Source organism: Stenotrophomonas sp. P5_B8, from assembly GCF_054049855.1.
Window position 1 is genome coordinate 1 of record NZ_JBFULO010000149.1, and the last position, 8,452, is coordinate 8,452.

Sequence of the window (8,452 nt, forward strand, 5' to 3'; positions counted from 1 at the left end):
CATTCCATCAGGGCGCGATGCTCGGCCAAGGACTGCGCCATGCGGCCGGGGGTCAGCAACTGCCGGCCGCGATGCATCTTCAGGATGCGGTGCAGGTCGTGGGTGACGCGTATCAGCCACGGGTTCCCGGCATGGGTCTGCAGGCTCTCGTGAATCAGGTAGTTGTTGCGGTAATACTCGGCCAGGTCGCCCGCAGCGGCGGCGGCCTCCATCGCGTCATGCAGCGCTTGCAGCTGGACCACGCCCTCCTCATCGATGCGCTTGACCGCCTCGTGCACGCAGCGGCCTTCCAGCATCGCCATCACCGGGAACAGCTGGTTGAGGTCTTCCAGGGTGAGCCGGGTAACGCGGCTGCCGCGACCGGCATCGAGCTGCACCAACCCTTCGGCGGCCAGCAGCTTCAGACTCTCGCGCAGCGGGGTGCGGCTGATGCCCAGTTCCTCGGCGAGCATCGGCTCGTCGATCCATTCGCCCGGTGGCAACGCATAGTCGTAGATCTTCTGGCGCAGCCGCTCGGCCACTTCTTCATACAGCGGCACGCGTTTCTTCGACAGGCGGGGACCAGGGGCCAACGGCATGGCAGCGCTTCATGGAGGGGTGTGCAGCATTCTACCGGGTCATGGCGGGCCTGACGGGCAGGCCCGCCGTGGGCTCACATCCAGCCCGGCACGACGAACAGCAGCCATGCCAGCAGCGGGCCGAAGGCCACCACCAGGCCGCTGTAGACCAGGAAGCGGCGGAACAGGGCTTCGCGCTCTTCCTTCGCGGCCGAGGCCACCACCAGTGCGCCGTTGGTCGAGAACGGGCTGACATCCACCACGGTGGAGGAGATTGCCAACGCGCAGATGACGCCGGCGGCGCTCAGATGCCCCTGCATCAGGAACGGCACCGCCAGCGGAATCGTGGCGCCGAGCACGGCCGCCGACGACGCGAACGCCGAAACGATGCCACCGACATAGCAGACCAGCAGCGCGCCCAGCAGCGGAATGCCGATCGCACCCACGCCATGCCCGATGTAATCCACCGCGCCGGCTTGCTGCAGGACGGCCACGTAGGTGACCACGCCGCTGATCAGCAGCACGGTCGACCAGCTGATGCCATCCACCGCGCCCTTCTGCGAGTTGGGCGAGAGCAGCGCCAACACCACCGCGACGGTGATCGAGACCAGACCGACGTTGAGGTTGTAGAACAGGGCGGCGATGCCCAGGCCCAGCAGGCCGATCAGGGTGAACACGCGCTCGCGGTTGATGCGCACGTCATCCAGTGCGTCCGGATCATTGGAGAGCGTGCCGCCACCGGCCGACACCAGCGCGCCATGGCCTTCGATCGCGAACTGACGCGAGGAAGCCTGGCTGCCCGCCACCAGCGGCGCGGTCGCCGTGGGCGCGCGGCGCATCAACGCCAGCCCACCGAAGGCGAAGAAGCAGATGATGCCCATCAGCAGGTTGAAGCCCAGACTGGTCAGGAACACGGCCATTTCCGTGACTTCCAGCCCCGCCTTCTGCACGACCTGGTTGGTGATGCCGCCATACACGCTGATCGGCGAGAAGCCGCCGGCCTGCGCGCCATGGATCACCAGCAGGCCCATCATCAGCGGGTTGATCCGGTACTGCTTGGCAAAGCGCAGCGCCACCGGGCCGATGATCGCCACGGCCGCAGGGCCGAGCGCACCGAAGGCGGTCAGCACCGCAGTGACCACGAACATCACCCACGGAATGGCGACGATGTGGCCGCGTACGGCCTTGACCGCCCAATGCACGAGCAGATCGATGGTGCCGTTCTTCTGCGCGATGGCGAACAGGTAGGTGATGCCGACCAGGGTCAGGAACAGGTCACCCGGGAAGCCGGCCAGGACCTCCTTGCCCTCCATCCCGACGAACAGGCCGCCGATGATGAAGGCCAGCGCGAAGGCGACGGCACCCATGTTGATGGGCAGGGCCGTGGCCACGATGAACATGATCACCAAGCCGATGATMGTTGCGATTTGCGGACTCATGCGCCCTCCCGAGACACTTGATACGCGTGCAGCATGATGGCGACCCGCCACCTGGGAACTGCCGGTGTTACACCTTCGGGTGGCCGCTCATGCGCGTGCGCATGCGGCGCCCACCCATTCCCGCACGCCCTCCAGCGTGCGGAAATCCTCCACCGAGCGTGCCTGCAGCTGCGGATGCAGCTCGCGCACCCGGCGGCTCAGCGCCGAGCCCGGGCCCAGCTCGAGAAATACCTTGCCGCCGCGTTCGACCGCCTGTTCCAGCACCTGCTGCCACTGCACGGTCTGTCCGATCTGCGCGGCCAGCGTGTGCACCACGCGCGCGACATCGCCCACGCTGCGTCCGTCGATGCCCGCCAGCAGGCGCAGTCGCGGTGCCTGCAGGGGGGTGTCACGCAGCACCCCCTCGAACGCCTGCGCGGCGCTTGCCAGCAGCGGCGTATGTGCAGCGACATCCACCGGCAGAGACACCGTGCGCGCGCCTTGACGGGCGGCAGCGGCGGCGACGGCCTCCAGTCCGGTGCGCAGGCCGCCCAGCACCACGTGGTCCGGGCCGTTGACGATGGCAACATGCACCGCTTGCCCGGCGCACAGTGCTGTGATCTGGGGGGCGTCCAGGCCGATCACCGCGATCAGGCCGGCATCGGCCGGCGAGGCGGCGTCCATCAGTGCGGCGCGGCGTGCGGCCAGGTGCAGGCAGGTCGCGCTGTCGATGCTGCCGACCACCGCATGCGCGGCCAGCTCACCGGCGCTGTAACCGGCAACCGCGGTAATCGTCGGCAACCGGTCACGCAACGCGGCCCAGTGCGCCAGCGCTGCGGCGCAGACCAAGGGTTGGGCGAACGTGTTGCGGAAGCGCACGTCCTCGGCGGCAAGTGCTTCCACCGGCGTGCCCAGTACGTCGCTGGCCTGCGCGAGGATGGGGCGTACCCGCGCGTCGTCCCGAACGCGCGCGAACATCGCCGGGTGTTGGCCGCCCTGGCCCGGGCAGAGCAGGACCAGGCTCATGCGCGCGCCTGCAGGTGCAGGAACCAGGTGCAGGCCAGCAGGTCGGCGCTGCCGCCCGGGCTGAGCCGACGTTGCTCGAAGGCGTGGCCGATGGCGCTGACGCGGTCGCGCCAAGCCGGGTGCTGGACACCGCCCTCCGCGAGAAAGCTGCGCGCCTGGTGCTGCGCGTACGCCAGCCCGGCTTCACCGCCACGGTGCAGCAGGTTCAGATCGACCACGTGGGCGATCAACGTCATCAGGGTTTCCACCTGCGCCGCCTCGGCGTCCCGGGTGGTGCGCAGCACACGCTGCAGGGTCGGCAGGGCCAGTTCCCGCAGCAGCGGGTAACCGGCGGCGGCCTGTTCGCGGACACCGGGTACGGCATGCCGGCGGCGGGCACGCTGGCCGGGACTCTCGGGGTTCAGCGGGGCGTCCAGCAGCGCCGATCGCCATTGGGCAACACCGCGACACACCGCATCGCCCGAGGGCGCGCGCACGCCGTTGGCGTGCAGGCGGGCAGACTTGGCGTGCAGGCGGGCAGACTGCGCGACCAGCAGCCCGAGGCTGAAGATCGCCCCGCGATGCGTGTTGATGCCGCCGGTGGCGCGCAGCATCGTGGCTTCGGCGGCGATGCCGAGCGAACGCAGGGCCTCGAACGGCGCATCGTTGCCGCCGGCCTGCGCGATGGCGACGAAGTAACCGCGCAGCGCGAACAGACTGCGCAGGAACGTGCCGGCATCCATGTCACTGTGGCTGCCGCGACTGAAGGGGGTGACCAGGCCGGGCTTGGGCGCGCAGGCGAGCTCGGCGTGCAGGCTCGCGATGGCCAAGCGGCCGAGACGACGCGCGTCGGCGGAGCAGGGTGCTGCGGTAGCAGGCACGGGCTGGCGAACGGCGTTCATGCGGCGACCTTCCAGGCGGCCAGCGCCTCGCGCGGCACCAGCCAGCACGCATCGTCACCCTTCACCATCAGGCGCCTTGCGCCGCTGGCGTACTCGCGCCAGTTGACCGCGCGATCGCCCGGGAAGCGCAGCTCACCGTCCAGGCGCGTGGGATGCTGCCGCTCACGCGGGTGCAGCACGGCGACGATCTCATCGGCCTGCCGGGTGTCGGCTACCTCCCAGAGCAGATCCAGATCGGATCCGTCGTGCAGGTAGGGCAGGCCGGTCAGGTGCTGCCATGCCGCGCTGCCGAACACGCGGGGGGCTGCGGGCAGGGTGGCCGTATCGGAGACAAGGCCGTGGAGTCGTTCACGCCATGCCGGGCCGATATCCGCGGCAACCTCGGCCAGCAGCGGCGGGGGTGCGCTGCGCAGGACGGCGGACGGATCAACGCGCAGCGACAGCCGCTGGCGCTGCTCGGCCAGTGGCAGCGGCACGCCCAGCCGCAGCTGGTCACCCTCACTGGCCGGGTCGCGCCGCGCCACCACGAACGGCAGTCGCGCCTGGGCCCACGCCCGCAGGCGCACCTCCGCGCCCGCGGTCAGCACCTGCCACGGTGCCTGCGGATCGAGCCAGACCAGGTCGTGCCGGCGCATGGTTCAGGCCTCGCCTGCGGCCACGGCAGCGGCGACATCGTCAGCCAAYCGGCGGCCGCCGCGCTCGGCGCCACGTGCGCGGCGTTGATCGCCGGTGATGGGTGCCTTGAGCGCGTCCACCAGCGCCTGCGCGAGGTCGCCCTCCCAGACGGCCTCCACCGCGCCCATGCTGACGTAGTTCTCCACGCCCGGTGCGAACACCGGGGAGCTTTGGCTCAGTGCCTGCAATTTCTCCAGCGGTTGTTTGGTGACGCGGGCCATCGCGCGCAGGTCCATCACGCGCACCTGCGCTTCGGGCAGGGCGAAAATGCGGTCGGCCATCAACCCGAACGACAGGAAGCCGCCGCTCACGGACTCGCCATAGACCAGGCTGACCAGGGGAGCGCCGCGGCGGCGGGCCAGATCCAGCGTGCGGGCCAGATGCGCGAAGTAGCTGTTGATGCCGAGCATTTCATCGCGTCGCGCCAGCCGCTGGCCAGCGGTATCGACCAGCATCACGATCGGCCGTTGCGGATGCTCGCGGGTACTGGCGAGCACGGTAGCGGCCAGCGTCAGTGCGTGATCGACACCGACTTCCAGCTTGTTGGCGGTACCGATCACGGTGACCTCGCCCGCTGCAGTGGTGGCGGTGCCGCCCAGCACATCGTCGTTGCGGGTGATCGCGTGGCCGAGCGGGAACAGCGCGTCGAGCAGGGGGGTCAGTTCCATGGCAGGCTCCGGTCCTTGACCGCATCGAGGAAATCAGCGGTCTCCAGCAACGGCAGCTGTTCGGGATCGGCGATGCCCTGCAGGCGCCAGACGTCCAGGCCATCGCGGCAACTGCCGTAGGCGTCGATCCGCGCACCAAGCCGGGCGTGCGCCTGCTCGAGGGCCTGCAACGGGTCGTCGGCCTCGGTGTGGGCAGCCATCAGTGACGTTGCAGCGTCGCCGAACGCCTCGATGCGATCCGGCACCAGCTGCACGGCATCGCCGATCAGGTAGCGGTGTTTGCCACCGGTCACGCGCCACACCAGGGCGCGGTCGCGCGCATCGAACTCCTCCACCCCGCGCACGGTCTCGATCACTTCCGGGCCGGACAGCGACAGCCGGCCTTCCTCGGACATCACCACCGCCGTGCAGCACCGGGCGACGATGCCCATGCCACCGAACGCGCCGTTGCCGCTGCCGATCAGCGCGAACACCGGAATCCCGGCCGCGCGCGTGGCCAACACCGCGCGCATGATCTCGGAGATCGCGATCAGGCCGGCGTTGGCCTCATGCAGGCGCACGCCACCACTGTCGAGCAGCAGCAGCACCGCGTCCGGGCGCACCGCAACGGCACGTTCGAGCAGGCCGGTGAGCTTGGCGCCGTGCACTTCGCCCACGCCGCCGCCCATGAACTGGCCTTGCTGCGCGGCAATCAGGACACTGCGGCCGTTCAAACTGCCCGCGCCGACCACGATGCCGTCATCGAACGCGCCGGGCTGGTCGAGCTGGGCCAGGTGCGGACTGATGATGCRCCGGCCGGGGCCGACGAATTCGGTGAAGCTGCCGGTATCCAGCAAGCCGTGGATGCGCTCGCGGGCATCGGCCTCGTAGAAACTGTGACTGCTCACGACGGGTCTCCCTCCTGCAGCGTTTCCAGTGCCTGCTGCAGACGCAGGCTGACCACCGCCGGGGTGGCGCCGGCATCGTTGATCGACAGCCGCACGTTGCGCAGCGGATGGCGCGCGGCAAAATCGGCCAGCACGGCCTGCCAGATGGTGTCGAACCCGGTGGCCGAGGTGATCACCTCGATCTCCATCGCACCGTCCAGCGGGGTGGGTTCGATCAGCACTTCCAGATTGCCCGAGGCGACCACGCCGACCAGCGCGTGGTGATCGCGCTCGGAGAGATCATGCTGCCCGGGGAAGCGATAACGCAGGGTTTCCATGGCGTGCCCCTTACCAGTTGCGGAAGCGTTTGGGCGGGTTGTACAACCCGCCGGACCAGCGCACGAGATCCTTGACCGAGCGCGCCGCCAGCAGGTCGCGGCTGGCATCGCGGGTGCGGATGCCGAGGTCTTCGGGGCGGCGGATGATGCCGCGGTCGCGCAGGTTCTCGACCATGGCACGGTCGCGCCCCAGGCCGACCGCCGTGTAGCCGGCCACGCCGCGGATCGCCTGCTCGCGTTCCTCCGGGCTGCGGCACAGCAGCAGATTGGCGATGCCTTCTTCGGTCAGCACGTGGGTGACGTCATCGCCGTAGATCATCACCGGCGGCAGCGGCATGTTCGCGCGCTCGGCCAGGTCCCAGGCATCCAGACGGTCGACGAAGGCCGGCGCCATGTGCTCGCGGAAGGTCTCTACCATCTGCACCACCAGCTTGCGCCCGCGCGGCATCTGCCCGGGCAGGGCCGCTTCCTGGCCGGCCTTGAGCCAGGCCGGGCTGGCATGGCGACGGCCACGTGCATCCGAGCCCATGTTGGGCGCCCCACCGAAGCCGGCGATGCGGTCGCGGGTGGCGGTGGAACTGTTGCCCTGCAGATCGATCTGCAGCGTGGAGCCGATGAACATGTCGCACGCGTACAGGCCGGCGGTCTGCGAGAACGCGCGGTTGGAGCGCATGCTGCCGTCGCTGCCGGTGAAGAACACATCCGAGCGCGCCTGGATGTAGCGCTCCATGCCCAGCTCGGAGCCGAACGAATGCACCGACTGCACGAAGCCGGACTCGATCGCCGGGATCAGCGCCGGGTGCGGGTTGAGCGCCCAGTGCGTACCGATCTTGCCTTTCAACCCCAGCGATTCGGCATACGTGGGGAGCAACAGCTCGATCGCGGCGGTATCGAAGCCGATGCCGTGGTTGAGGCGCTGCACGCCGTACTCGGCGTAGATGCCCTTGATGGCCATCATCGCCATCAGCACCTGGATCTCGGAAATCTGGGCCGGGTCGCGGGTGAACAGCGGCTCGATGTAATTCGGGCGCGGCGCCTCGGTGACGAAGTTGACCCAATCGGCCGGGATATCCACGCGGGGGAGGGTGTCGACGATCTCGTTGACCTGGGCGATCACGATGCCCCCACGGAATGCGGTGGCTTCGACGATCACGGGGGTGTCTTCGGTGTTGGGGCCGGTGTAKAGGTTGCCGTGGCGGTCAGCGGCCTGGGCGGCGATCAACGCGACCTGCGGGGTGAGGTCGATGAAGTAGCGGCCGAAAAGTTCCAGATAGGTGTGGATCGCCCCGATCTCGATCCGGCCCTCGGCGACCAGGTTGGCCAGTCGTCCGCTCTGCGGACCGGAGAAGGAGAAGTCCAGGCGCTGTGCGATGCCGCGCTCGAAGACATCCAGATGCGAGGGCAGGGACAACACGGACTGGACCATGTGCAGGCCGTGGATCTCGGCCGGGTCGAGCTGGGCCAGGCACTCGGCGAGGAAATCAGCCTGCTTCTGGTTGTTGCCCTCCAGGCAGACCCGGTCGCTGGGTTCCAGCACGGTGTGCAGGAGTCGGGTGACCTCGGCATGGGGCACCTGGCGCCCAAGCCCGGCATCGGTGGCCCGCTGCAATCTTGCCTGGCGGCGATCCGCAAGCGTGTTCCAGTCTCGAGCCATAGGGCGCCTCTTCATAATTACGCTGTAATTACAAAGCTACCACCGCTATTTGGTGGGGGCAAGAGGGGCGCTGGCCCACCCCCAGCCCCCAGGATCCATGCATTGACCCAAAAATAGAGCCGCCCAAGGGCGGCTCCATTCCAGCACCAGCTCTAACTCATCCCATCACCAGCTGTAACTCATCCCCAGCTGGGCACTGGTCTGGTGGTACCCACTGGCCTGCTGCCGGGCCAACCCCGCCCAGGCTCCGAGCCCGTTGGCAAACTTCAGCGACGCACCGGCACTCACTTCCGCGCGGCTGCGCGGAATGCGCGCGTCCACGCGCTCGTCGTCCATCCACACCTGCGACTCGGCGCGGGTGTGCAGCCA

At 68.9% G+C, this 8,452-nt stretch carries 10 protein-coding genes; all 10 read right to left on the reverse strand.

The features are described 5' to 3' along the window. Positions 1 to 578: GntR family transcriptional regulator (locus ACXJKH_RS10150; RefSeq protein WP_457319337.1), on the reverse strand; the 578-nt coding region annotated here is incomplete at its 3' end. Positions 579 to 652: 74 nt separating this feature from the next. Then, positions 653 to 1,996 carry an SLC13 family permease gene (locus tag ACXJKH_RS10155; RefSeq protein ID WP_457319338.1) on the reverse strand — a complete coding sequence of 448 codons (1,344 nt, stop codon included), beginning with the start codon at positions 1,994 to 1,996 and terminating at the stop codon, positions 653 to 655. An 87-nt stretch (positions 1,997 to 2,083) separates the two neighbouring features. Next, the gene (gene mdcH / locus ACXJKH_RS10160) at positions 2,084 to 3,001 is read right to left on the reverse strand and encodes a malonate decarboxylase subunit epsilon (RefSeq protein WP_457319339.1); all 918 of its coding nucleotides are present in this window, start codon (positions 2,999 to 3,001) and stop codon (positions 2,084 to 2,086) included. After that, on the reverse strand, positions 2,998 to 3,882 hold the full coding sequence (gene mdcB, locus ACXJKH_RS10165) for a triphosphoribosyl-dephospho-CoA synthase MdcB (RefSeq protein ID WP_457319340.1): 885 nt from the start codon (positions 3,880 to 3,882) through the stop codon (positions 2,998 to 3,000). Before mdcB ends, mdcH begins: the two co-directional genes overlap by 4 nt. Beyond that, entirely contained in the window at positions 3,879 to 4,517 is a 639-nt protein-coding gene (mdcG, locus tag ACXJKH_RS10170) for a malonate decarboxylase holo-[acyl-carrier-protein] synthase (RefSeq protein ID WP_457319341.1), read from the reverse strand. Before mdcG ends, mdcB begins: the two co-directional genes overlap by 4 nt. Positions 4,518 to 4,520: 3 nt before the next feature. Then, the gene (mdcE, locus tag ACXJKH_RS10175) at positions 4,521 to 5,225 is read right to left on the reverse strand and encodes a biotin-independent malonate decarboxylase subunit gamma (RefSeq protein ID WP_457319342.1); all 705 of its coding nucleotides are present in this window, start codon (positions 5,223 to 5,225) and stop codon (positions 4,521 to 4,523) included. Beyond that, positions 5,216 to 6,112 (reverse strand): biotin-independent malonate decarboxylase subunit beta, encoded by an 897-nt coding sequence (locus tag ACXJKH_RS10180; protein WP_457319343.1) that lies wholly within the window; start codon positions 6,110 to 6,112, stop codon positions 5,216 to 5,218. The genes mdcE and ACXJKH_RS10180 overlap by 10 nt, the downstream gene beginning before the upstream one ends. Continuing rightward, entirely contained in the window at positions 6,109 to 6,429 is a 321-nt protein-coding gene (mdcC, locus tag ACXJKH_RS10185) for a malonate decarboxylase acyl carrier protein (RefSeq protein WP_457319344.1), read from the reverse strand. Before mdcC ends, ACXJKH_RS10180 begins: the two co-directional genes overlap by 4 nt. A gap of 10 nt (positions 6,430 to 6,439) precedes the next feature. Further along, positions 6,440 to 8,083 (reverse strand): malonate decarboxylase subunit alpha, encoded by a 1,644-nt coding sequence (mdcA, locus tag ACXJKH_RS10190; protein WP_457319345.1) that lies wholly within the window; start codon positions 8,081 to 8,083, stop codon positions 6,440 to 6,442. A gap of 165 nt (positions 8,084 to 8,248) precedes the next feature. Beyond that, on the reverse strand, positions 8,249 to 8,452 hold a 204-nt coding region (locus ACXJKH_RS10195), incomplete at its 5' end, for an autotransporter outer membrane beta-barrel domain-containing protein (protein WP_457319346.1).